This is a genomic window from Paramylibacter kogurei (assembly GCF_002742285.1).
Lineage (GTDB): Bacteria > Pseudomonadota > Alphaproteobacteria > Rhodobacterales > Rhodobacteraceae > Amylibacter > Amylibacter kogurei.
Map to the genome: position 1 here is coordinate 14,324 of NZ_MDGM01000007.1, position 23,513 is coordinate 37,836.

General features: G+C 47.4%; 22 protein-coding genes. 10 read left to right on the forward strand and 12 right to left on the reverse strand.

The window, feature by feature from the left end:
* The first annotated feature begins 19 nt into the window (after window positions 1–19).
* On the forward strand, window positions 20–490 hold the full coding sequence (locus BFP76_RS02190) for a YcgN family cysteine cluster protein (RefSeq protein WP_099591548.1): 471 nt from the start codon (window positions 20–22) through the stop codon (window positions 488–490).
* Window positions 490–1,542, forward strand: coding sequence for a threonine aldolase family protein (locus BFP76_RS02195; RefSeq protein ID WP_099591549.1), 1,053 nt, complete (start codon window positions 490–492; stop codon window positions 1,540–1,542). Before BFP76_RS02190 ends, BFP76_RS02195 begins: the two co-directional genes overlap by 1 nt.
* 6 nt (window positions 1,543–1,548) lie before the next feature.
* On the opposite strand, the gene BFP76_RS02200 is transcribed toward BFP76_RS02195, so the two are convergent.
* On the reverse strand, window positions 1,549–2,142 hold the full coding sequence (locus tag BFP76_RS02200; protein WP_099591550.1) for a 2-hydroxychromene-2-carboxylate isomerase: 594 nt from the start codon (window positions 2,140–2,142) through the stop codon (window positions 1,549–1,551).
* 135 nt (window positions 2,143–2,277) lie between these two features.
* Here BFP76_RS02200 and BFP76_RS02205 point away from each other — a divergent pair, with 135 nt between their 5' ends.
* Window positions 2,278–3,294, forward strand: coding sequence for a ribose-phosphate pyrophosphokinase (locus tag BFP76_RS02205; RefSeq protein ID WP_099591551.1), 1,017 nt, complete (start codon window positions 2,278–2,280; stop codon window positions 3,292–3,294).
* On the opposite strand, the gene BFP76_RS02210 is transcribed toward BFP76_RS02205, so the two are convergent.
* The 8 genes from BFP76_RS02210 to BFP76_RS02245 all read right to left on the reverse strand — a co-directional run bounded on the left by BFP76_RS02210 (window position 3,291) and on the right by BFP76_RS02245 (window position 11,795).
* Window positions 3,291–3,638 (reverse strand): H-type lectin domain-containing protein, encoded by a 348-nt coding sequence (locus BFP76_RS02210; protein WP_099591552.1) that lies wholly within the window; start codon window positions 3,636–3,638, stop codon window positions 3,291–3,293. The genes BFP76_RS02205 and BFP76_RS02210 overlap by 4 nt on opposite strands.
* 70 nt (window positions 3,639–3,708) lie before the next feature.
* Window positions 3,709–4,098, reverse strand: a complete 390-nt coding sequence (locus tag BFP76_RS02215) for a F0F1 ATP synthase subunit epsilon (RefSeq protein ID WP_099591553.1) — start codon at window positions 4,096–4,098, stop codon at window positions 3,709–3,711.
* Between the two features lie 103 nt (window positions 4,099–4,201).
* The gene (gene atpD / locus BFP76_RS02220; protein ID WP_099591554.1) at window positions 4,202–5,641 is read right to left on the reverse strand and encodes a F0F1 ATP synthase subunit beta; all 1,440 of its coding nucleotides are present in this window, start codon (window positions 5,639–5,641) and stop codon (window positions 4,202–4,204) included.
* Window positions 5,642–5,659: 18 nt separating this feature from the next.
* Window positions 5,660–6,532, reverse strand: coding sequence for a F0F1 ATP synthase subunit gamma (locus BFP76_RS02225; RefSeq protein WP_099591555.1), 873 nt, complete (start codon window positions 6,530–6,532; stop codon window positions 5,660–5,662).
* 31 nt (window positions 6,533–6,563) lie between these two features.
* On the reverse strand, window positions 6,564–8,102 hold the full coding sequence (atpA, locus tag BFP76_RS02230; RefSeq protein WP_099591556.1) for a F0F1 ATP synthase subunit alpha: 1,539 nt from the start codon (window positions 8,100–8,102) through the stop codon (window positions 6,564–6,566).
* Window positions 8,102–8,662, reverse strand: coding sequence for a F0F1 ATP synthase subunit delta (locus tag BFP76_RS02235; RefSeq protein WP_099591557.1), 561 nt, complete (start codon window positions 8,660–8,662; stop codon window positions 8,102–8,104). The genes atpA and BFP76_RS02235 overlap by 1 nt, the downstream gene beginning before the upstream one ends.
* 259 nt (window positions 8,663–8,921) lie before the next feature.
* The gene (locus BFP76_RS02240) at window positions 8,922–10,949 is read right to left on the reverse strand and encodes an acyltransferase family protein (protein ID WP_099591558.1); all 2,028 of its coding nucleotides are present in this window, start codon (window positions 10,947–10,949) and stop codon (window positions 8,922–8,924) included.
* A 72-nt stretch (window positions 10,950–11,021) separates the two neighbouring features.
* On the reverse strand, window positions 11,022–11,795 hold the full coding sequence (locus BFP76_RS02245) for a methyltransferase domain-containing protein (RefSeq protein ID WP_099591559.1): 774 nt from the start codon (window positions 11,793–11,795) through the stop codon (window positions 11,022–11,024).
* A gap of 63 nt (window positions 11,796–11,858) precedes the next feature.
* On the opposite strand from BFP76_RS02245, the gene gloB reads away from it, so the two are divergent.
* The 5 genes from gloB (at window position 11,859) to BFP76_RS02270 (ending at window position 18,652) form a co-directional block, all read left to right on the forward strand.
* Window positions 11,859–12,626 carry a hydroxyacylglutathione hydrolase gene (gene gloB, locus BFP76_RS02250; RefSeq protein WP_099591560.1) on the forward strand — a complete coding sequence of 256 codons (768 nt, stop codon included), beginning with the start codon at window positions 11,859–11,861 and terminating at the stop codon, window positions 12,624–12,626.
* Complete coding sequence (locus tag BFP76_RS02255) at window positions 12,626–13,399, forward strand: hypothetical protein (RefSeq protein WP_099591561.1); 774 nt, start codon at window positions 12,626–12,628, stop codon at window positions 13,397–13,399. Before gloB ends, BFP76_RS02255 begins: the two co-directional genes overlap by 1 nt.
* A gap of 168 nt (window positions 13,400–13,567) precedes the next feature.
* Window positions 13,568–15,889 (forward strand): ATP-dependent Clp protease ATP-binding subunit ClpA, encoded by a 2,322-nt coding sequence (gene clpA, locus BFP76_RS02260; RefSeq protein WP_099591562.1) that lies wholly within the window; start codon window positions 13,568–13,570, stop codon window positions 15,887–15,889.
* Between the two features lie 183 nt (window positions 15,890–16,072).
* Complete coding sequence (locus BFP76_RS02265) at window positions 16,073–17,308, forward strand: adenylate/guanylate cyclase domain-containing protein (protein ID WP_099591563.1); 1,236 nt, start codon at window positions 16,073–16,075, stop codon at window positions 17,306–17,308.
* A 111-nt stretch (window positions 17,309–17,419) separates the two neighbouring features.
* Complete coding sequence (locus tag BFP76_RS02270; protein WP_165775641.1) at window positions 17,420–18,652, forward strand: adenylate/guanylate cyclase domain-containing protein; 1,233 nt, start codon at window positions 17,420–17,422, stop codon at window positions 18,650–18,652.
* A 3-nt stretch (window positions 18,653–18,655) separates the two neighbouring features.
* Here the strand turns inward: BFP76_RS02270 and BFP76_RS02275 are convergent, their stop codons facing one another.
* Together BFP76_RS02275 and BFP76_RS02280 are read right to left on the reverse strand one after the other, a co-directional pair.
* Window positions 18,656–20,194, reverse strand: coding sequence for a peptidoglycan -binding protein (locus BFP76_RS02275; protein ID WP_099591565.1), 1,539 nt, complete (start codon window positions 20,192–20,194; stop codon window positions 18,656–18,658).
* A 5-nt stretch (window positions 20,195–20,199) separates the two neighbouring features.
* Window positions 20,200–21,309: a biopolymer transporter ExbB gene (locus BFP76_RS02280; RefSeq protein ID WP_338064489.1), complete on the reverse strand. Its 1,110-nt coding sequence runs from the start codon at window positions 21,307–21,309 to the stop codon at window positions 20,200–20,202.
* Between the two features lie 190 nt (window positions 21,310–21,499).
* Between BFP76_RS02280 and BFP76_RS02285 the strand changes: the two genes are divergently transcribed.
* A complete protein-coding gene (locus tag BFP76_RS02285) occupies window positions 21,500–22,438 on the forward strand; it encodes an SPFH domain-containing protein (RefSeq protein WP_099591567.1) in 939 nt (312 codons plus the stop codon).
* A gap of 17 nt (window positions 22,439–22,455) precedes the next feature.
* Window positions 22,456–22,935 carry an NfeD family protein gene (locus tag BFP76_RS02290; protein ID WP_099591568.1) on the forward strand — a complete coding sequence of 160 codons (480 nt, stop codon included), beginning with the start codon at window positions 22,456–22,458 and terminating at the stop codon, window positions 22,933–22,935.
* Here the strand turns inward: BFP76_RS02290 and BFP76_RS02295 are convergent.
* Window positions 22,932–23,468, reverse strand: coding sequence for a gamma-glutamylcyclotransferase (locus tag BFP76_RS02295; protein WP_099591569.1), 537 nt, complete (start codon window positions 23,466–23,468; stop codon window positions 22,932–22,934). The two genes, BFP76_RS02290 and BFP76_RS02295, sit on opposite strands and share 4 nt — an antisense overlap.
* Between the last annotated feature and the right edge of the window lie 45 nt (window positions 23,469–23,513).

Sequence of the window (23,513 nt, forward strand, 5' to 3'; positions counted from 1 at the left end):
TTCGCGCCAAGTAGAACCGATGAGCAACGCGAAAACAACACCAGACTTGCGCCCAAAATTTTGGGAACGCTTTGACCTTGCGGATTTAACCAAACCCGAATGGGAAGCATTATGCGACGGTTGCGGTAAATGCTGTGTGATCAAGCTGGAAGACGACGACACTGGCGAATTGCATTACACCGATGTCGCCTGTCGGTTATTCGATGTGGATACCTGCCGTTGCGGGAATTACGCATTGCGTAAACAAATGGTTTCTGGCTGTGTCGTGCTGACCCCTGAAAACATTGATCGCAATGGTTATTGGATGCCAAGCACCTGTGCCTATCGTTTACTAAACGAAGGTGACACTTTGCCAGACTGGCACCCGTTGATCACTGGAACACAACAAAGCGTTATAGATGCAAATATCAGTGTGGCGGGCAAGCTCGTTTCAGAATTTGATGTCGACGAGGATGATCTGGAAGATCACGTGATAGAAGGGTTTCAATAATGTTTTTTGCATCCGACAATGGTGGCCCTGCCGCACCACAAATCATTGACGCAATCGCCGCTGCAAACACAGGTTATGCCAGCGCGTATGGCAATGATGATTTGATGGAAAGCGTCACTCAAAAAATTCGAACAATGTTCGAAGCCCCAGAGGCAAAGGTTTATTTGGTTGCCACGGGAACGGCGGCGAATGCGCTTGGATTGGCCACCCTTACCCAACCATGGCAAACGATATATTGCCACCGCGTGGCCCATATCGAAGAAGACGAATGTGGCGCACCTGAATTTTATACCAATGGCGCCAAATTGGGTTTGGTGAATGGTGTCGATGGGCGCATGGATCCCGCCGCATTGGAATCTGCAATCAATTACACCGCACGCGCTGGGGTTCACAACGTGCAAAAAGGGCCACTGTCGATTACCAATACCACTGAAACAGGCACGGTTTACACGCTGGATCATATCCGTGCATTGACCAAAATTGCCAAATCCGCAGGGATTCCCGTGCATATGGATGGGGCCCGATTTGCCAATGCGCTGGTTTCACTGGGCTGTACCCCCGCCGAAATGACATGGAAATCTGGAATTGATGTGCTGAGCTTTGGCGGGACAAAAAACGGCTGTATCGGGGTTGAGGCCGTCGTGTTGTTCAACCCCGATCTTGCGTGGGAATTTGAACTTCGCCGCAAACGCGGTGGGCATTTGTTTTCTAAACACCGCTATTTATCTGCACAGATGGATGCGTATCTGACCAATGACTTGTGGTTAAAACTGGCGACACAAGCCAACGATATGAGTGCGTATTTGGCGCAAGAGATCGCCAATATTGATGGCACATCATTTGTTCACCCGACAGAGGCCAATATGATTTTCGCATCATGGGATCGCGCGGGACATCGCCGGGCGCAAAATGCGGGTGCCTATTATTATTTCTGGCCGTCGGATCATTCACTGGATGGGGATGACGATGAAAAATTGGCCGCCCGATTGGTGTGCAATTGGGCGACCACAAAAGATGACATTGATCAGTTAATTCATCACATCAAAGGTTAATCGAGGTTATTTCCCCGCCAAATAATCATCCAGATAGCTTAAGCGATCTTGTCCCCAAAACACTTGATCATCCACCAAATATGTTGGTGCGCCAAATACACCGCGTTGAACGGCCTCTTCTGTGTTGGATTCAAAAATTGTGGCGCCCGTTAACATGCCACTATCGGCCAATCCTTCGTCAAAACCATTTGCAGATAGACAGGCACGCACAACGTCGTCTTGGCTGATGTCTTTTTCTTCGGCCCAGCAGGCGCGCAATAAGCTTTGTACCAGTCCGCCAACATCGCCACCACCTGCTTCTTGGGCGGCGATAATTGCATAACATGATGGCGCTGGGTTTGTCGGCCAATGCGCCGGTTGAAAATTCATTTTCATATCCAGCTTTTTCGACACACGCACGAATTCTTGCATGCGATAATTTTTACGGCTTTCATGACGCTGTGCGGGCGGTGTGCCACCAGTTTGTTCAAAAACGCTCATCAATGCCATCGGTTTATAGGTAATGGTTGCACCGTGTTTTTCTGCAATTTTTTCCAAGCCATCGCCTGCTAAATAGGCAAAAGGTGACAAGGTAAATGTGAAATAATCGATATGCGCCATGCTGGACTCCGTTTTTTGCATTCGTCGCACCGTAACAAGCACCTTTGAACTAGGCAAAACCTAGTTTGAATGATATGCGACAGGCGACGTCACAAATGTGTCATCTTGCTGCTAAAAAACCTTGGGGAAACGAACATGGCGAGCCTTATTGATCCGAAACTGATCGCGGGGAATTCAAACAAAAAGCTGGCGAACGAAATTGCCAGACGAATGCCATTGCAAGACGGCAAACCAGTGTCATTGGTGGATACCCGCGTTGAACGATTTAACGACGGTGAGATTTTTGTTGAAGTATACGAAAACGTGCGCGGCGAAGACATGTTTTTGATCCAATCCACGTCTAATCCAGCGAATGATAACTTGATGGAATTGCTTATTATGGCCGACGCGTTGCGCCGTTCATCGGCCGCACGTATCACCGCCGTGATCCCCTATTTTGGATACGCACGCCAAGATCGCCGCACCAAGGCGCGTACACCCATTTCCGCAAAATTGGTGGCGAACTTGATTGCGCGCGCCGGCATCGAACGTGTTTTGACGCTTGATTTGCACGCGGCACAAATTCAGGGCTTTTTCGATATTCCCGTGGATAATCTTTATGCCGCACCCGTTTTTGCGCTGGATGTTCAGCACCACTTTGGTGATCTGTCCGATGTTACTGTGATTTCGCCTGATGTTGGCGGTGTGGCACGTGCACGTGAATTGGCCAAACGTATCGGTGCGCAATTGGCGATTGTTGACAAACGCCGCAACGCACCGGGTGAAGTTTCTGAAATGACAGTAATCGGTGATGTGACAGGACGAAAATGTATCATTGTCGATGACATATGCGATACCGCAGGCACATTGTGCAAGGCCGCCGATACATTGTTAGAGGCAGGTGCCAGCGAAGTACATTCCTATATCACCCACGGCGTTTTATCTGGCCCTGCGATTGAACGCATCACAAATTCCAGCATGAAACATCTGGTCATCACCGATTCCATCGAGCTAACTCCAGAAGCACGCAATTGCGAAAAAATCCGCGTTGTCCCGCTCGCGCCGATGTTATCCCAGGCGATCCTGAACATCGCGAACGGTACATCTGTGTCGTCACTGTTCGAAGAAGGTACGCTTGGTCCGATTTACGATCGGTACTACCAAAACGGTTAAACGTCCCAATCAGCCTCGTCGCGCATTTCGCCAATCGCCATCCATGTGGCAGAGGCGCGCGCGATTTTGGTATCTGCCCAGGTGCGGATCAACAAAACAAATCCCGTTTCGGTGATACTACCGACTTGTAAATCCATGCGGTAATTGTGGTCGTGCTTAATATCGATCATTTTAAGGCTGGCGTGAACCGCGGGAATTGTTTTGAACGCATTTGAAAACTGAACTTTTACGAAACGTTCGCGCGTACCTTCGCCCGACCACATGGGGCCTTCGTCTTCGAAATCCGAAAACAAATCGGCGACACCTTGATCAATTCCGACAATCGCTGAATTTAGTTTTTTCATATTTATTACCCTTGATCAGAGACAAAAAAAGGGCCCACAAAGGAGCCCTTTTATCATTACTTTGTGAATATCAAATGATATCAAGCAGTGCTTTTGTATCTGCCACGCGTTTATTCGCCATGTCGATTTCTTCGCTTGGCGCTGTTTCAGCTGCGGCGGCAGCCTCTGCAACCAAACCGTCGATGATTTCACGTGTTACTTCGCCTTTTGGCATTGCATTTTCGGCCAAAACGGACGCTGCAGTACCAGAGATTTCAACAAAACCACCAGTCACAACATATTCTGTCACGTCATTGCCAGCCTTTACGCGCAACACGCCAGGGCGCAGCGTTGTCAGGAATGGTGCATGATCAGCCATCGCAGTGAAATCGCCATCGGCGCCCGGAATTTGAATCTCGTTCGCGTCAAGTGACGCCAATTTGCGCTCTGGTGACACAAGGTCAAATTGAATAGTCGCCATTTATCAGGCTCCTGTTGTTTTGCGATTTGTTCGGGTTCCCCCAAACCAATCACCAGAAATTAAGATGTTACACCCGATTGATGAAAACCGGGTGCAAAATTCATTAGGCAGCGTCAGCAGCCAATTTTTCGGCCTTGGCGATAACGTCTTGGATACCACCAACCATGTAAAACGCAGCTTCTGGGAAGTGGTCATATTCACCAGCAACAACCGCTTTGAATGATGCGATTGTGTCTTCCAGTTGAACCTGAACACCGTCAGAACCTGTGAACACTTTGGCCACGTCAAACGGCTGAGACAAGAAACGTTCGATTTTACGCGCACGTGCCACGGCCAATTTGTCTTCTTCTGACAATTCGTCCATACCCAAAATCGCGATGATGTCTTGCAATGACTTGTAACGCTGCAAGATTTGTTGGACGTCTGTCGCAACTTTGTAATGCTCTTCACCGATGATCAATGGGTCAAGCAAACGCGATGTTGAACCCAGTGGGTCAACCGCAGGATAGATACCTTTTTCTGAAATCGCACGATCCAGAACGGTTGTCGCATCCAAGTGCGCAAATGATGTCGCAGGAGCAGGGTCAGTAAGGTCATCCGCAGGTACGTAAACCGCTTGCACGGATGTAATAGAACCAGATTTTGTTGACGCAATACGTTCCTGCATCGCACCCATGTCTGTTGCCAATGTTGGCTGGTAACCCACAGCAGATGGGATACGACCCAAAAGCGCGGAAACCTCGGCGCCCGCTTGTGTAAAGCGGAAGATGTTATCAACAAAGAACAAAACGTCTGAACCAGATTCATCGCGGAACTGCTCGGCCAGTGTCAAACCTGTCAAAGCAATACGCATACGTGCCCCGGGAGGCTCGTTCATTTGGCCGTAAACCAGCGCAATTTTGGATTCTTCCATGTTATCAGGAACGATAACACCAGATTCAATCATTTCGTGGTAAAGGTCGTTACCTTCACGTGTACGCTCGCCCACACCCGCAAACACGGACAGACCAGAGTGCACTTTCGCGATGTTGTTGATCAATTCCATGATCAAAACGGTTTTACCAACACCAGCACCACCGAACAGACCAATTTTACCACCCTTTGTGTAAGGGGCTAGCAAATCAACAACTTTAATTCCTGTTACCAAGATTTCAGTTTCTGTTGACTGTTCGTCAAATGTTGGCGCTTCGCCGTGAATTGGGCGTGATGTTTTTGTTTTAACAGGACCCAGTTCATCAACAGGTTGCCCTGTTACGTTCATGATGCGGCCCAATGTGCCTGTACCTGTTGGCACTTTGATTTGGTCAGCAGTGTCAACAACATCTTGTCCACGAACCAAACCTTCGGTTGAGTCCATCGCAATTGTACGAACAGTGTTTTCGCCCAAGTGCTGTGCAACTTCCAATGTCAGTTCGACGCCGTTGTTGTCTGTTGTAAGTGCGTTCAGAATTTCGGGCAGATTGCCGTCGAACTGCACGTCCACAACCGCACCGATCACCTGTGTGATCTTACCAGTTGCGCCCTTTGCTTTCGCTTTAGCCATTTTGGTTTCTCCAGTTCTTTACAGCGCTTCCGCGCCCGAGATAATCTCGATCAATTCGTTTGTAATCGCTGCTTGGCGTGAACGGTTGTACACGATTGTCAGCTTGTCGATCATTTCACCAGCGTTGCGCGTTGCGTTGTCCATTGCGGACATACGTGCACCCTGTTCTGATGCGCCATTTTCCAGCAATGCTGTGAAAACTTGTGTGCTCAACGCACGTGGCAACAGATCGGTAAGAATTTCTTCTTCGCTTGGTTCATATTCGTAAAACGGTGTTTCAGCGTTTTCATCAGCGTCGAATGAAGCAGGGATCAATTGTTGTGCTGTTGGCACTTGGTTGATCACTGATACAAACTTGTTAAAGAAAATCGTCGCCACATCGAATTCACCCGCATTAAAACGGTTTACGATATCAGTTGCGATTGTGTGTGCATTTACATAGCCCACTTTTTTCACTTCTGACAGATCAACATGGTCGATCATTAAATCGCTGAAATCGCGTTTCATTTGCTCGCGGCCTTTTTTGCCGACGGTCAAAATTTTCACGGTTTTACCAACAGAAATAAGTTCTTCTGCCTTGGCGCGCGCCAATTTCACGATGGATGAGTTGAAACCACCACAAAGTCCACGTTCAGCGGTTGCAACCACCAAAAGATGTACTTTGTCATCACCAGAGCCAGCCAACAGTTTCGGCGCAGAGTCTGACCCCGCTGCCGCAGCTGACAAATTGGCCATCACGGCATTCATGCGCTCTGCATAAGGGCGGCCAGCTTCGGCCGCCTCTTGTGCGCGACGCAATTTTGCCGCGGCAACCATCTGCATGGCCTTGGTGATCTTACGAGTGGACTTAACACTCTCGATCCGATTTTTTAGGTCCTTGAGGTTTGGCATGCCAAACTCCTTGTTCTAAAAAGGCCTACAGTTACGCGAAGTCTTTTGCAAAAGACTCCACAACGGCTTTGATCCGGTCTTCGGCTTCGCCTTTGACTTTTGGATCTTCTTTTGTGATCCATTCCAACAGATCGGCGTGGTTGTTGCGCACATTGCTCAACAAGTCCGCTTCGAAACGACCAACGTCGCTCACTGCGATTTTGTCCAAATATCCTTTGGTACCTGCATAAATCACAACAACCTGTTCAGCTGTTGTCAGTGGTGAATACTGTGGCTGTTTCAACAATTCTGTCAAACGCGCACCGCGGTTCAACAACTGTTGAGTTGACGCATCAAGATCGGAACCAAACTGTGCAAAGGCAGCCATCTCACGATAAGAAGCCAATTCCAATTTGATCGAACCCGCAACAGATTTCATCGCGTTTGTTTGCGCAGATGAACCCACACGAGAAACGGACAAACCAGTGTTCACCGCAGGGCGGATACCTTGGTTGAACAAATCGGTTTCCAAGAAGATCTGACCATCAGTAATTGAGATCACGTTGGTTGGAATAAACGCAGAAACGTCACCACCTTGAGTTTCAATGATCGGCAAAGCTGTCAATGAACCGTTACCAGCCGCATCGCCCAATTTCGCTGAACGCTCAAGCAAGCGAGAGTGAAGATAGAAAACGTCACCTGGGTACGCTTCACGTCCTGGTGGACGACGAAGCAACAATGACATCTGACGATAAGCAACCGCTTGTTTCGTCAAGTCATCATAGATCATCAAGCCGTGCATTCCGTTGTCACGGAAATATTCGCCCATAGATGTCGCCGCATATGGCGCCAAGAATTGCATCGGTGCCGGATCGGACGCAGTCGCCGCAACAACGATTGAATATTCAATCGCGCCAGACTCTTCCAATTTTTTCACCAACTGCGCAACGGTTGATCGTTTTTGACCAATCGCAACATAGATACAGAACAATTTCTTGGTGTCATCTTTGCCAGCAGCATCGTTATATGCTTTTTGGTTCAAGATTGTGTCCAACGCCACAGCAGTTTTACCTGTTTGACGGTCACCAATGATCAATTCGCGCTGACCACGGCCAATTGGGATCAAAGCATCAACAGATTTGATACCAGTCGCCATTGGTTCGTGAACAGATTTACGTGGGATAATGCCAGGCGCCTTAACGTCAGCGGTTGAACGCTTTTTCGTTTTGATCGGACCCTTGCCGTCGATTGGGTTACCCAAACCGTCTACAACGCGACCCAACAATTCTGGGCCAACTGGAACGTCCACAATCGCGTTTGTACGCTTAACTGTGTCGCCTTCTTTAATGTCACGGTCAGAACCGAAAATAACAACACCAACGTTGTCAGATTCAAGGTTCAAGGCCATCCCGCGGATACCACCTGGGAATTCAACCATTTCACCAGCTTGGACATTGTCCAAACCGTATACACGCGCGATACCGTCACCTACGGACAGAACGCGGCCTACTTCTGCGACTTCAGCCTCTTGACCAAAATTCTTGATCTGGTCCTTGAGGATCGCAGAGATTTCTGCAGCTTGGATACCCATTATCCGACCTCTTTCATTACATTTTGAAGATTGGAGAGTTTCGACTTGATCGAGCTATCAATCATTTTCGAACCCACTTTAACGATCAACCCACCGATAAGGCTTTCATCGACGGTTGCATTGATATTTACATCCTTACCAACAGTCGCTTTTAGCGTCTTGGCAAGTTTGTCTGATTGCGCCTTGGTCAGCGCCTTGGCGGATGTTACATCAGCTGTAACTTCGCCTTTTTCGTCTGCGATCATTGCTTTTACAGCCTTAACCAATGCAGGAACCACAAACAGGCGACGTTTTTGTGCCATCAAGGCCAACGTATTACCCACCAATGGTGATAATTTCATTTTCTTTGCCAGCGCTGCGATAGCCTGTGCCTGATCTTCGCGCGAATAGATCGGCGAATTGATCAAGTCTGTCAGATCTGCACTCTCTGTTAATGCAGCAGACAAGCTATCCAAGTCTTTTTCAACAGCGGGCAGTTTTTTGGCGTCTCTTGCCAATTCGAATAGTGCCGTCGCATAGCGCGCGGCCACCCCCGAAGATGTAGAAGCTGTTTCGGACACGTGTTCCCTTCCGATTATGCCTAGGTGGAGCCATTTGCATGACCCATATCAACTGCGCGGGTGATAACAAACCAATGTGCGTTGCGCAATACGCTTAACTATTCCGTTGAATAACTGATTTTTGTGGAAATTCAGTCGGTTAAGAACAAGTTGCGACAATCTGCGCACCAAATTGTAAAAAAATCTACGCAGAATCGAAGGATTTTCAGGATTCTTGCTCTTTGATTTGAATCTGTTCACCACGAATATGAATATTCTTCTAGTTCGCTTGCGCTGATTTCTGATCAACAATGGCGCGCACAAGTCCCGGTATGATTTCAGACACCCCGTAAACTGACAGATGATTATGATCAGCATATAACGGACGCCCATCTTTTATAACCAAACACTCGCCATCGTTTGCGCACAGTTGTTCCATCGGATTTACCAGCGTTGCCTTACCACTTGCTGCTTTGATCAACATGTCATTTGTCGGATCGATCAAATCTTTAAAATTGGAAACTGGATATCCCAATTCATCTATTTCTTTGCCTGAATTCCATAAACTACGCGCAGCAAATCTGGGGATATCAAACCACGGGCTGGGCGTTGGCTGTACCAAAACAACATGTTTACCTGCTTGTTTCAGGTCGGATATTAATTGTGATAACTCTTGAACAATCGCAATTTGTCGTTGCTCGTCGGACATATCGGGTTGACCAGATATTGGGAACAAGAACTGTTCGTTTTTGTGAAAGTGTCCGTTAGGTGCCACGACCTCTTTGTTAACAAAATAGTATTCCCAAACAGCATGTATGACTACGACATCATAGTCGTTCGATTTGGCGATAAAATCGCGCACCCTATGCGCATAATCGCTGCATGCTAGTGCGCGTTTTTGAGCGTTTGATTGCACATTTGGGATCGAAGTACATCCTGATAAAGTAAATTCTTGTATGCTCAGGCCACTTGATTGCAACGCTTCGCCCAGCGCGTTCGCAAGAGTCCCTGCATGACTATCGCCTAATAATGCGACTCTTGGAAAATTGTGATCCCCGTGGATGCATGTCTGCGAGGCCAAGTCACGTGTCCAAGATTCCGGACGCGATGGAAGGCATTTTTCGTATGTCGGGCTGAGCAGCCCCTTTTCATCCAATATTTCAAGCGCCGCTTGCGGGAGCCGTGATGGAAATCCTTTGGTGACATGTCCAGCAACGCTAAAAAGCAAAATTATCGCAGCTTGCCCAATAAGCAAAGTCGAAACCTTGCGTGTGTTCAATCCACCTTTGCGAAACGGTGTTTCAATCCAACGCCAACTTAACCACGCAAGACCTAATATCACTGCTGTAAGCAAGAGCATGGCCCAAATAGATTGTGGTTGCCGCCCCATGGTTGCGAAATAGGCAAGGACAGGTTGATGCCACAAATATGCAGAATAGCTGATTAATCCGATCAATATCATTGGCGGAAAAGTTAACACTTTGTTGGCAATCGATTTCCCACCCCCGAAGAAAAGCAACAGTGCCGTACCAAAAATGGGTGGAATTGTCCAAACGCTTGGCCACACGACGTGCTGTGGCGTCCAAATGAGGCTGGCGACCAAAACAATCAAACCAAATGTGGCTAAGTATGACGAAACAACACTGTTTGTTTGCCAACGGCTATCACGGGCGGCAATACATGCCAAAATGACACCAACCAATAATTCCCAAGCGCGCGTGTGAATTAAATAAAACGCCGCATCGGGTTGGTCTTCATTGGTTACGATCATGACCACAAAACTAACAAAGGCAAGCAACACCAAAACTGGTAATAGAAATTTCCGAGCAAACGCCCAGATCAAACTTAGCAGCAGCGGAAATATCAAATAAAACTGTTCTTCAATTCCCAAACTCCACGTATGAATTAGTGGGTCCTCAGTCGCCGCTGGGTTAAAGTAATCTAGAACGTTGAAATACCAAATATTTGACACCGACAATATTGCAGACAATGCCGCACCGCCGAAGTACCGCAATTCATTTGGCATGGAAAAAAACCATCCAATCCCAAATGAAGTAATAATAACAGCAAACAGTGCAGGTAGAATGCGGCGTGCGCGACGTGCATAAAACGCTCGGTACGAAAAATTCCCTGTTTGTTTTTCTCTTAATAATATCCCACCAATTAAGAACCCCGAAATCGTGAAAAAAACATCTACACCTGCGTAGCCAGCTTGGATGTGATGGAACCCAATGTGGTAAAAGATGACGCTCATTACTGCGATCGCACGCAATCCATCAATGTCGTTGCGATATTCTAACTTCGCCATTTAGCCAACCTTTACTCGACTTTTTCAAACAAATTACTGTTTGAATAATAATCGTTTCCAATAACTGTTTACCTAATATTCGTCGATGGATAATTTGCCCGATGCGGGCTTGTTTGCAGGCTTCGCAATCCCTTCCAGTGCTTCTAGTGGTTTGCGCACGGCCTCGCCCAACCCTGATTTTGGGCGGGCATAAACTTGTTTTGTTGCTTCGACCATGACGACCCCCGCAACCAGCGGCACGATACTGCGCAATCCGAACCCTTCCCAGAAACGTGCCATGCGCAACCAAAACGGTTTTTCGCTTGGTGTAAAAAACAGTGCTGAAAAATGGCGTTCAGGGACGAAATTATGTTGGCGCAGCTGATTATCCAATTGCGTCACGCTATAGGGTCGTCCAAATCCAAAAGGTGTCTTGTCCGATCGCGCCCACAGGCCCGATCGATTTGGAACAATAAACATCACCTGTCCACCTGGCCCTAATACGCGCCAAATTTCATCCAGTAGTTCCCCAGCGTTGTCACAGGTTTCCAACCCGTGCAACACAACCAACTTATCCACCTTGCCCGTGGCAATCGGCCATGCGGTTTCTTCAACCAAAACGGAATGGTTCGGCTCTCCTTCTGGCCAAGGCATGACGCCTTGCTGGCCGGGCATCAAACACATCACACGGCGAGAATTTGCAATGAACGGACGTAATAGTGGCGCGGCAAAGCCAAATCCAACCACGGTTTGCCCCTTGGTATCACCCCAATGTTTGATCAATTGCACACGCAACGCTCGTTGAACAATGCGCCCTAATTTGGTGCGGTAATAAAACCCGCGCAGATCAACCACATCTAAATGCATTGCATCGCCTTGAAAATTTCGTTTAGTTTGAAATTCAACCTATACATATTTTTCGGAAATACCATGCCACTTGATATTGTCACAATCCCTTGCCTTGCCGATAATTATGCATATTTGTTGCATTGCCGCGAAACGGGTCAGGTGGCCGTCGTTGATGTGCCAGAAGCCGCGCCAATTCTGGCCGCGCTCAAGGAACGCGATTGGCCGCTTCATATGATATTGGTCACGCATCACCATTCCGATCATATCCAAGGTGTGGATGAGCTTCGTGAAAAAACTGGGGCGGTGGTTTTAGGGGCCAAGGCCGATGAACACCGCCTGCCAAAATTGGACGTGGCTTTTAACGAGGATGATTCATTTGCTGTCGGAAGTGAAATCGGAGAAGTGATTGATGTTTCAGGCCATACCGTTGGACATATTGCATTTCATTTTCCAAACGCGGATATCGTATTTAGCGCAGATAGTTTGATGGCATTGGGATGCGGACGCATATTTGAAGGTACGCAACCAATGATGTGGAAATCGTTGCAAAAATTCATGGAAATGCGCCCTGAAACGCTGGTGTATTCTGGCCATGAATATACCGCCAGCAATGCCAAATTCGCACTAACCATTGAACCCGATAACCAAGCCTTACAAAAACGCGCAGCAGATATTGACGCGACACGTGCGGCGGGCGGTTTCACCGTTCCTGCCAGTATTGAATTGGAATTGGCAACAAATCCGTTTCTGCGTGCTGACCTGCCAGAGGTGAAAGAATTGCTAGGCATGGCTGATGCCAGCGACGCCGAAGTGTTTGGCGAAATTCGCACGCGAAAGGATAATTTTTAATGGCTTTAGCGGATTGGTTCAAAGACACAGAACAAACGCCCGCACGTGCTGGGACGATGCAGGTGGGCTGGATGCTAACCAATCCAACATCTGGTGTGGTATTTTATCCACCAGAACGGGTGCGATCGCCCGAAATGAATAAACAACACGCAAAATCCGCGTCACGTTGCCCTGCGATCATCAATATGGAAAGCCGCTATTTTCTGATCCGCGTGCCGTTTGATATGCATCTGCGACTGACCCGCGATAAAGATGGCAAAGTGGGGCTGCGCAACATGGCCAGTGACGCCAGCCCTGTTCGCCCCAAGTTTCTGAGCAAACATCTGTCGGTGACTGCAGAAAAGGAATGGCGTTACAAGGATCGCCCCACAATACAAGTATCGCTTCCGTATTTATTCATCGCTGATGAACCAACATATATGACGCAACTTGATGCGTTTATGCATTATCGCAAATCCCCCCTGCCCGGCACGATTTTTGGTGGGCGGTTTCCAATCCACGTTTGGCCCCGCCCATTGATGTGGGCTTTTGAATGGCACGATGTGCAACAGGATCTGGTATTAAAGCGTGGCGATCCGTGGTTTTGCGTACAATTTGAAACGACCCCCCAAGAACGCCCCGTATCCATGATCGAGGCAGAGGAAACTCCCGCTTTAAAAGAATACCTTGAACATATCTCGGCGGCGGTCAATTATGTGAACCAGACCTTTTCACTTTTCAAGCAGGCCGAGAAATCACGGCCCAAAGTTCTTTTGTCTCCAAAAAAGCGATAACCATCACAAATTTACTTTTTTGTGATTGGTTTTTGCAATTTTGTGACGAGAAAGTACATTTTTGCACTTGAAGCTCGGTGAAAATGCGCAAAACTATAGTTCAATGGGTGCTCTGACATTTTTTGACCCACTGGTTAAACAGACGACCCAAACAGAAAGGTGCAGTCCATGCCTTCATTTTCGAGCAGTCTAGAAATCGCAATCCACACATCTTTGGGTTACGCAAATCAACGCAAACATGAATTGGCCACGCTCGAGCATCTGTTGCTCGCGTTGATCGACGAAGACGAAGCCGCGCGCGTGATGCGTGCCTGTGGTGTTGATCTGGAAGGATTGCGCAAAAAATTGATCCTATTTTTAGATACTGAATTGGATTCACTTGTGAATGATGCCGAAGGGCTAGAGGCAACACCAACCACCAGTTTTCAACGCGTAATTCAACGCGCCGCTATTCATGTGCAAAGCTCTGGTCGCCAAGAGGTGACAGGCGCAAATGTGATTGTTGCTATTTTCGCCGAACGCGAAAGCCATGCGGCATATTTCCTGCAAGAACAGGATATGACCCGATATGATGCGGTCAACTTCATTTCACATGGTGTTGCCAAGGATGGCACATATTCCGAACCGCGCCCGCTGACAGGTGCAGAAGAGTTCGATGATATGGACGCAGGCGTGACCGAAGGTGAAAAAGCTGAATCAGCGCTTGATAAATATTGTGAAAATCTGAATGTCCGCGCACAAGCTGGCGAAATTGATCCACTCATCGGGCGTGATCACGAGGTGGAACGCTGTATTCAGGTTTTGTGCCGTCGTCGCAAAAACAATCCATTGTTGGTTGGCGATCCTGGTGTTGGTAAAACTGCCATCGCCGAAGGGCTGGCCGTGCGCATCGTTGCGGGTGAAACCACAGAAGTATTGTCAGAAACCACAATCTATTCTTTGGATATGGGCGCATTGTTGGCCGGCACACGTTACCGTGGTGATTTCGAAGAACGGCTCAAGGCGGTTATGACCGAACTGGAAGAACACCCTGATGCAGTGCTGTTCATCGACGAAATTCACACGGTGATTGGCGCAGGTGCAACAAGTGGTGGCGCAATGGACGCATCCAACTTGTTAAAACCCGCTTTGCAGGGTGGCAAGTTACGCTGCATGGGATCGACAACTTACAAGGAATTCCGTCAACATTTTGAAAAGGATCGCGCGTTGTCACGTCGTTTCCAAAAGATTGATGTGGTAGAACCCAGCGTGGAAGATGCGATTAAAATCCTCAAAGGTTTGAAACCTCATTTTGAAGACCATCACGATGTGAAATACACAATGGATGCCTTAAAAACGTCTGTGGAACTGTCTGCGCGTTACATTCATGATCGTAAGTTGCCCGACAAAGCGATTGATGTGATCGACGAAGCGGGTGCCGCGCAACGTCTTTTGCCTGCAAGCAAGCGACGTAAAACAATCGGAACCACGGAAATTGAAAATGTGGTTGCAAAAATTGCGCGTATCCCTGCGAAAAATGTATCCAAAGACGATGTAACATTGTTACGCGATCTAGAGGCATCATTGAAACGCGTTGTATTTGGCCAAGATACCGCGATCGAGGCATTATCCTCTGCCATCAAATTGGCGCGTGCGGGTTTGCGTGAACCTGAAAAACCAATTGGGAATTATTTGTTCGCAGGTCCAACAGGCGTTGGTAAAACCGAAGTGGCAAAACAGCTTGCTGATACGCTTGGTGTTGAATTGCTGCGGTTTGATATGTCCGAATACATGGAAAAACACGCGGTGAGCCGCCTGATCGGGGCGCCTCCTGGATACGTTGGATTTGATCAGGGTGGCATGCTCACCGACGGTGTCGATCAAAACCCACATTGTGTGTTGCTGCTGGATGAAATGGAAAAAGCGCATCCAGACGTTTACAACATCCTGTTGCAAGTTATGGATCACGGCAAATTAACCGATCACAACGGGCGAACTACGGATTTTCGCAATGTCATTATCATTATGACGTCCAACGCGGGCGCATCTGAACAAGCGAAAGAGGCTATCGGTTTCACCCGTGATCGTCGCGAAGGCGAGGACACTGCTGCAATTGAGCGGACATTCACACCAGAATTCCGCAACCGGTTAGATGCGGTTATCAGCTTTGGTGCATTGTCCAAAGACGTGATTTTGAAAGTGGTTGATAAGTTTGTGCTGCAACTCGAAGCGCAATTGATGGATCGCAATGTAACGTTTGAATTAACCACCGCCGCTGCGGAATGGCTGGCAGACAAAGGGTACGATGATCGCATGGGCGCACGTCCATTGGCGCGGGTCATCCAAGAGAACCTCAAAAAACCGCTGGCCGAAGAATTGCTGTTTGGCAAACTTGCCAAAGGCGGCTTGGTCAAAGTTGGATTGAAAAATGGCAAATTGGATTTAAAATTGGTTGCGCCAGAGGCACCCAAAATATCAAATAAAAAGCCGCCACTGCTCACCGCGGATTAAGGCAGCCAAAATTTTCTAAAATGTGAACCCGCGATCATATCCTTTTCGCGGGTTTTTCATTGCTGATATTCCCTTTTACATTTCCTTCCAGCCCATCCAATGCGCTTTGTCGGCTTTCCATTTTTGATGGCTTGTGCAATTCCGAGAAAAGCGTAATCTGACGTTACGTAATGGGGTGCAAAAATGGACTGGCTGAAACTTAGGCTGTTTCGATGGCTTGAGCTGGGGACCGAAGGTTATGCGGTACATACACGCCGCAGATTGATCGTAATAAATGTGTTGATTACGTTCGTTTCTGCGCTCTCAATCTTTTACGCAATTTTCTTTGCCATTTATGATATCAATACGTTCAAGCTCCCCATCATTTTCATGATTGTTATGGGTGCGTTGTTCTTGCGCACACCAATGTTGCACAATCAGGGGCGATACTATGGCGATTTGTATAATCTGAGCGTCTGGCTGATCTATGGCGGTATTCTGGTACATATATTTGGATCGGATTCCGGCATTCACTATTTCTTTCTTGGTGGCGCAGCGGGTGCGATCCTTATCTTTAATCTAAGCCGGAACGGCGTATCTGTTTTTTCGTTTTTCTCACAAATGATGATCTTTTTCTACGCCGAGGTGTATCGCATCCCACCACGTGATGCATATGCGTTGCCACAGAATTTTGAATACACGATGTTTGTGCTTAACATATTGTTTTTGCTGCTATTTCATTATTGTTTGATCAGCTATGCGGTTTATCTTTCAAAGACGGCGGAAACGTCGCTTACCAAAGAATGTGAGTATTCTGATCGTTTGTTGGAAAATATGATGCCGCGATTGATTTCAAATACGTTGAAAAGTGATCCGTGCAAAACAATTGCGAAACGGCACAACGATGCGACAATAATTTTTGCTAAAATTGCGGGTTTTGAACAAGTTTACGAAACCAAAAGCCCCAAAGAATCCGTCGAGCTTTTGACACGCATATTTTCCGAATTTGATCATTTGGCGCAGGAACATGGTTTGGAAAAAATCAAAACCGATGGATCAATCTTTATGGCGGCGGCTGGCTTTCCTGAGCCAACAAAAAAACACGCTGAAAACGTTGCTCTTGTAGCGCTAGAAATGCGCAAGGTCATCGCAAAATACGCTCAACAAGCAGATGTGGATATTACATTGCAGTGCGGCATTCATTCTGGGCCCGTGGTGGCCGGTGTAATCGGCACGCAAAAACCATTCTACGATGTTTGGGGGGATACGGTGAACCTTGCCGCGCGCCTGGAAACAAATGCCAAGCCAAATCATATCCAAATTTCTGATTCTACCAAGCAACTCCTGACAGGTGATTTTCAGTTTCAAAAACGCGGGCGCATAGCGTTAAAGGGAAAGGGAAAGGTTGAAATTTGGTATATCCTAGATCGGATATCTTAATTATGCCCAATATTATAACAGCCAACCCAACCCTTGATTGAATTACGACCTTTTCCCTCTTGTAAGAACTGTTTCTTTACCTAATGTATGGCAAAGTTAAGGGGAAATATCTTGGAAAAGCTTAAGGCTCGTTTTTTCAAATGGTTTGAAATCGGTACCGAAGGGTATGATATCGGTACACGCAGACGGTTGATTGTCACAAATGTGCTCATCACAGTGATCGCCGTACTGTCGGTTCTATACGCGGTCATTTTCTTTCTGTTTGATCCGGTCGAATATATTATTCCCGTATTGATGATGTTTTCGGTTGCAGGTCTGTTTCTGTTTACACCGTTTTTTCACAAACTTAACCCCTATGTCGGAAGTGTTTATAACCTGTCGATTTGGTTAATCTATGGGATGACGTTGGTTTACATTTTTGGCTCTGACTCTGGCATTCACTATTTCTTCTTGGGCGGCGCTACAGGTGCGATCCTTATCTACAACGTTAGCGCCAATCCAATTTCGATTTTTTCAATTATCGTACAAACATCCATTTTCCTATCTGCCGAATTTTTCTGGCCGCAATCAGCACATTGGTTGGAATTACCACAAATTCACCAATCCATTCTGGCCTTTGTCAATATTGTTTCAGTTCTTATGTTGCAGTTTTGTTTGGTCAGTTATGCCTTTTATCAAGCGCACACCGCAGAAGCATTGCTTGAAAAAGAATACCAATATTCCGAACAATTGCTTGCCAATATGATGCCAACATCCATCGCGGCACAATTGAAACGCGAGCCCGAAAAAACCATTGCGGATGGGCATGAACAAGCAACAATCTTGTTTGCGGATATTGTCGGATTTACTGAGCGCGCATCAAACCAACCCCCGGAAAAGGTAGTTGCGTTTTTAAACGAACTTTTCACCAAATTTGACGCGCTTGCGACCAAACATGGATTGGAAAAAATCAAAACCCTTGGTGATGCATTCATGGTCGCCGGCGGTATGCCATCTGCGCAGGATGATCATTGTGAACGCGTCGCTGATATGGCGCTGGAAATGCTCGATATTGCCAAAAGCATGCCAGAAAATTTCGGGAAAAAGGTTCAGTTGCGCATCGGTATTCATTCGGGTCCCGTGGTTGCAGGTGTGATTGGAACCAAAAAGCCATTTTACGATGTTTGGGGCGACACTGTGAATTTGGCGGCCCGTTTGGAAACCAATGGCCATATCAACCGTATTCAGGTCACCACATCCACCAAAGAGCTTCTTGAACATGCATTCACATTTGAATTGCGTGGACAGGTTGAAATCAAAGGCAAGGGCAAGATCGACGTGTGGTATCTGATCGGTCGCAAATAGTCGTTACTTTTCTGTGAATTTCAATTCAATCCGTCGGTTTAATGCATACGCATTTGCATTTCTCGCTGGATCTATGGGTTGAAATTCCCCAAATCCATTTGCCGCTAATCGATTAGCGGGAATCCCTAACGGGTTGATCAAGTATTTCACAACTGAAAGTGCGCGTGCTTGGCTAAGCTCCCAATTGTCTTTGAATTGCCCGTTGCCCGAAATCGGGATGACATCTGTATGTCCATCAACGCGCAAAATCCAATCGATTTCGCTTGGAATTTCATCGGCGATTTCGCTCAAGATACCTGCCACTTTTTGCAATTCTTGCTGACCACCAGCGCCCAAATCGGCAGATCCGACATCGAACAACACTTCTGATGAGAAAACAAATCGATCACCGACCATGCGCACGCCTTCTTGGCCTTCTAACAAATCACGCACGCGGCCAAAAAACTCTGATCTAAATTTTTCCAAATCTTTGGCTTCGGCTTCCAGACGTTCGCGCTCTTTCTTTTCCAATGCTGCCAGTTTTTTCTGTTCCGCTGCGGTGCGCGCTAATGCGGCATTCAGATTGCTACCAAGTGTTTGGATTTGCACCTGCGCTTCGATATCTTTGGCCTGTGCATCATCAAGCAAGGCTTGCAGTTGGTTCAACTGTTGGCGCAATTCAAGCGTTTGTTGATTAAGCAATGCCAGCTCTCTTTGCCCTTCTGCATTGATCTCTTTTTGTGTGGCAAGCAAGCTGTTCGCCTGCGCCAACAATGCAGCTTGTTTTTGTTTTTCGCTTAATGTTTGGCCAGCTGCGTTTTCCAACTCTTCTTGTGCGGCTTTGGCTGCGGCAAGCAAGGTTAAGGATTCCTCTGCCTCTTTGCGTTTTGCTTCAAGTGCAAGCGTCATCGCACTTAACTCTGCATCACTTTCGCTCAATCGTTTGCGCAATGCTTCAGCGGCGGCCATTTCGGTCAATTTGTCTTTCTCTGCCTCTGACAAGGCGGTTGCTTGATTTTCGGATTTCTCGTTTAAATCAGCTATCAACGCTTCCATTGCGTCGCGCTTGGCGGCTGCTAAACGCGCCTCTTCTGCGGATTTGTCCAATTCACTGCGTGCCTGCGCAAGCGCCAATTGAACCGCTTCCTTTTCGCTGATTTCTGTGGCGTTTTGTGCAGCCAGTTGTTGATTATCCAATTCCAATTGGCTTTTCTGGGCAAGCAATCCTGCCACCTGTTGTTCAAAACTTGCAACCTGACCTTCTAGATTATCAATGGTATCCTCAGCGCTACGAAGCGAATTTTGAAACGCATTTACGCTGCCTTGTAGGCGCAATGATTTTTGCTCTTCCAATCCCAATGCCGTGGCGAGCCCAGCAATCTGGGCATTCAGGCTATCCAATTCTTCGCCCTGCCCTGTGATTGTTTCGCGCAGCACAAATTGAACGATCATAAAAATCGACAAAACAAATGTTAAAACCAACAATAATGCGGTCATGGCATCGACAAAGCCTGGCCAGATATTGGCGTTAAATCGATTTGCTGTGCGTCGGGACAGGGCCATAGCGGTTATCGTTTACCCAACTGTGCAATGTTTTTATTCAAAAGGCTCAGGTCGCTTCGCAATTCGGATAAACCTTGGGCACGCCCTGCGGCCATTTCCTCGAGCATACGGGATAATTGACCGTCCATGCTGCGCAATCGCATTCGCGTTTCGGCGTCTAAAATGCCATCACCTTCGGCTTGCATTCGCGCGATTGCATCAACGATTTGCGATTGTCCACGGGCAATTTCCGATAATGATTGCGCATTGTTTGATTGGGCAAGGTTGGCATGTTCGATCATCTGTTCAACGGCATTTGCCATCTGATCCATACGACCGGCCGTTTGTGCCAAAATTACTTGCAACCCTTCCATTTGAATACTGGCACTTTCAAACAGGCCCGCGGACATGATTGCGTCGCCACCATCACTGGTAGAGCCAAGTTTGGTGATGGACGAAAGCCATTCTTCTAGTTCACCATAAAATCGATTTTGACCGCGCCCAGAAAACAGATCAAGCAATCCAACAATCAATGAACCTGCCAAACCCAAAAGCGATGATCCAAACGCGGTGCCCATTCCACCCAACTGCGCCTCAAGCCCCGTCATCAGATTGTCAAACACACCCATCGCTGAATCGCCCTCTTGCGGGGCGAGCGATCGGATCGTGTCCACCACCGCAGGAATGGTCGTGGCAAGCCCGTAAAACGTGCCCAAAAGCCCAAGAAAAATCAGTAAGTTAATGATATATCGGGTTATTTCACGCCCTTCATCCAATCGCGTGGCGACAGAATCCAAGATTGAACGTGTGGACGTTGACGTTAACGCAAACCGCGCAGCACGTTCGGATAACATCGCCGCCAATGATGCCAGAATATTTGGCGCCTTCACAAAATCATGGCCCGGACGATCAAATGCAAAACCTTCGATCCAGTTAACCGATTTTATCAATGTGAATACCTGCCAAAAGCACGAAATCAAGCCTGCAAGAAACACCAAGATAATAACGCCATTTAAATATGGGGACGCCAAGAAAATTGGTGAAACTGCGGGATATGCGAAATAAGTGCCAACGGAAACCAACCCAACCAAAATCATCATTGTGATGATTTGGTTCACGGGTTGCGTGAATCGCACATGTATTTGCCTGTCTAAACTTGTCATTTTTAACTTTTCGCTCGTTTTATCGTGTGTAGCCTAACGCGAAGTTCGATTCATTCCAAACAGTAAGTTTTGGACATATTCACGCCCCATTCATGGTGAATTCAGTTGTAAATCACACTAAAAATACCCACATAGGTAGAAACAATTAACAAAAGGAATAGCTATGGAATTTTTCGGTCCCTCAACAATTGCGATCCTCGTTTTCGCAATCATATTGGTATATTTGTCAGTCAAAGTCGTATCACAAGGCGAGCAATGGACCGTTGAACGTTTCGGTCGTTACACGCGAACACTTACACCTGGCTTGGCTTTCTTGATCCCATTCATCGACAAAGTCGGTGCAAAAATCAATATGATGGAAACTGTTTTGGATATTGATAGCCAAGAGGTTATCACCAAAGACAACGCAATGGTTATGACCGATGCGGTTACATTTTACCAAGTGATTGACGCTGCAAGTGCCGCATACGAGGTGCGCGATTTACAACGTGCCCTGTCCAATTTGACCATGACCAACATTCGTGCGGTGATTGGTAATATGGATCTGGACGAAAGCCTATCAAACCGTGATTTCATCAATTCCAAATTGCTCAGCGTGATTGACGAAGCAGCAACACCTTGGGGTATCAAGGTAACGCGCGTTGAAATCAAAGATTTGGCTCCCCCACCAGACATTAACGAAGCGATGGCACGCCAAATGAAGGCGGAACGTGGTAAGCGTGCGGATATTTTGACCGCTGAAGGTCACAAACAATCTGCAATTCTAAAAGCCGAAGGTGAAAAAGAAGCGCAAGTGCGCGAGGCAGAAGGCCGCCGCGAAGCAGCATTCCTTGACGCCGAAGCACGCGAACGCGCAGCCGAGGCCGAAGCAAAAGCAACCGCAATGGTTTCAGAGGCGATTGCCAAAGGTGACATTCAGGCCGTGAACTATTTTGTGGCGCAAAAATATACAGAAGCGTTACGTGATATCGCGGCAGGCCCAAGCTCGAAAACGGTTATGATCCCGCTAGAGGCTGCGAACCTATTGGGTAGCATTGGCGGCATCGCCGACATCGCCAAGGCTGTATCGGGTGATGATGGTCCACTCAAGCTGAATAAATAAAGAAAGGACAGATTTACATGGAAATGTTTTCTCAAAGTTTCGGATTCCTTGAAGGAATGTCACCTTGGTGGTGGGTTGCCTTGGCCTTTGGCTTGGCAGCTTTGGAAATGGCGACTTTCTCATTTTTCTTAATCTGGCCTGCTTTGGCAGCACTGTGCATGGCCGCATTGACGGCGGCCAGCCCAACGTTATCTGCGGGTGTTCAGGTGATTACCTTTTCCGCGATATCCATCGCACTAACCTATATCGGACGCTTGTTATTCCTGAAATACGGTGATGGCGGCGGCGAAGGTGATGCAACACTGAATCAACGCGGCGCTCGTTTTATCGGACGTGTTGGTAAGGTATTGGAATTTGCCAACGGCGAAGGTGTGATCGAATTAGAAGGCATGCGCTGGCGCGCAAAATGGGCCGATGGGCAAACCAGCAAAGTTGGAAATTCGGCACGTGTCACACAAGCCAACGGCATGGTATTGGATGTCGAAGCAGTAGATTAACCCGCCAGTTGCTTCACCCGTTGGGTTAACCAATCAAGCTCTGGGTCATGCAGACCCAGAGCATTCAAACAATCAGTCGTATTATATAAATACTCTGTATTCGGGCCGCGCCCCCCAACAGCCGTTGAAATCATTTGCGCCTGTTCTTCCAATTCCAAATGGCAATATTGCACGTGATGAGGATCAATCACATATGTAAGTGCCAAAACCTCGCCGCCCTCTTGAAATTTTATCGGCAGAATTTTTTCAACATAAGCAGATGAAATCAATTCTCGTTCACGCAGATAGGTAATGGTTTGATCGGCATGTTCTCGGGCGACATTGAACGCAACACCCTGACAATGCGCACCATCTTGTTCATCAAGCGCCAATACCAAACCATTATGATCTTGCGTCCCGCGATGATGAATGGATCGCATACAAAAGCTACGCATATATCCATCAAGTGTTGCGATTTTTTGAGTGGCGACCTTGAAACCAGGGTTCCATATCAAAGACCCGTAGCCAAACACCCAAAGATCATTCGTATTCATCAGTCTTGGTTCCCGTTTGAACACGCGTTATAGAGACGCCAAAGA